Annotated in this window: 1 protein-coding gene; it reads right to left on the reverse strand. The window is 64.1% G+C overall.

From position 1 onward, the window contains the following. Positions 1-1879, reverse strand: a 1879-nt coding sequence (locus tag N536_RS40580) for an Ig-like domain-containing protein (protein ID WP_197040323.1), incomplete at both ends; no start/stop codon positions are given.

Here is a 1879-nt window from a genome sequence, read left to right on the forward strand (position 1 = left end):
TCGATGTCGGTGTCGTTGGTGAGGACGTTGCCGGTGAGTTGGGTGTCTTCGTTGGTGGTGAAGCCGTCGTCGATGGCGACGGGGGTGTCGTCGACCGCGGTGACGGTGATAGACACCGTGGCAGCTGCACTGGTCGCACTCCCGTCGGTGGCCGTGTACGTGAACGAGTCCGGCCCGTTGTAGTTGGCGACCGGAGTGTAGGTGAAGGTGCCGTCGCCGTTGAGAACCAGTGCACCGTGACCCGGCCCGGAGTCGAGTATGGCTGTCAGCGAGGCATTTTCGACATCCGAATCGTTGGTGAGGACGTTGCCGGCCAGTTGGGTGTCTTCGTTCGTGGTGAAGGTGTCGTCGACTGCGACCGGTGTGTCGTTGACCGCGGTGATGGTGATGGTGACCGTGGCCGCCGGGCTCGTCAGGCTGCCGTCCGATGCGGTGTAGGCGAATGAGTCGGTGCCGTTGTAGTTGGCGGTGGGTGTGTAGGTGAAGGAGCCGTTGGGGTTGAGGACCAGTGCGCCGTGCGCGGGCCCGGTGACCAGACTTGCAGTGAGGGTGGATCCTTCGACGTCGGTGTCGTTGGTGAGGACGTTGCCGGCCAGTTGGGTGTCTTCGTTGGTGGTGAAGGTGTCGTGGACGGCGGCGGGGGTGTCGTTGACCGCCGTGACGGTGATGGTGACGATCGCCGGAGTGCTCGTCGCCTGACCATCCGACGCCGTGTAGGTGAACGAGTCTGACCCGTTGTAGTTGGCGACGGGTGTGTAGGTGAACGATCCGTCGGTGTTGAGAACCAGTGCGCCGTGGGTGGGGTCGGTGACGAGGGTGGCTGTCAGGGAGCTGTTCTCGACGTCGGTGTCGTTGACCAGCACGCCGGCACCCGACCCGATTGAGAGGGTGCCGTCTTCGGCGACGGTGTAGCCGCTGTCATCCACCGCGACCGGTGTGTCGTTGACCGCGGTGATGGTGATGGTGACCGTGGCGGCTGGGCTGGTGGCGGTGCCGTCGGTGGCGGTGTAAGTGAATGAGTCGGGACCGTTGTAGTTGGCGACGGGTGTGTAGGTGAAGGATCCGTCGGGGTTGAGGACCAGTGCGCCGTGGCTCGGCCCGGTCATTACGGCGGTGGTGAGGTTCGAGCCTTCGACGTCCGAGTCGTTGGTGAGGACGTTGCCGGTGAGTTGGGTGTCTTCGTTGGTGGTGAAGCCATCGTCGACTGCGGTGGGGGTGTCGTTGACCGCGGTGATGGTGATCGTCACCGTGGCGGCTGGGCTGGTGGCCGTGCCGTCCGATGCGGTGTAGGTGAAGGAGTCTGTGCCGTTGTAGTTGGCGGCTGGGGTGTAGGTGAACGAGCCGTTGGCGTTGAGAACCAGTGCACCATGACCCGGTCCGGTCACCACGGCGGTGGTGAGGTTCGAGCCTTCGACGTCCGAGTCGTTGGTGAGGATGTTGCCGGTGAGGACGGTGTCTTCGTTGGTGGTGAAGGAGTCGTCGACGGCGACGGGTGTGTCGTTGACCGCGGTGACGGTGATCGTGACAGTCGCCGGATCGCTGGTGAGGCTGCCGTCGGTGGCGGTGTAGGTGAAGGAGTCTGACCCGTTGTAGTTGGCGACGGGTGTGTAGGTGAAGGAGCCGTTGGCGTTGAGAACCAGTGCGCCGTGGCTCGGTCCGGTCACCACGGCGGCGGTGAGGGTCGACCCTTCGACGTCGGTGTCGTTGGTCAGGATGTTGCCGGTGAGGACGGTGTCTTCGTTGGTGGTGAACGTGTCGTCGATCGCGACGGGGATGTCGTTGACGGCGGTGACGGTTATCGTGACGGTCGCCGGGTCGCTCGTCAGGCCACCGTCGGTGGCGGTGTAGGTGAAACTGTCGGTGCCGTTGTAGTTGGCGA

The sequence above is a fragment of the Mycobacterium sp. URHB0044 genome (genome assembly GCF_000620625.1).
In the GTDB taxonomy this organism is placed as follows: domain Bacteria; phylum Actinomycetota; class Actinomycetes; order Mycobacteriales; family Mycobacteriaceae; genus Mycobacterium.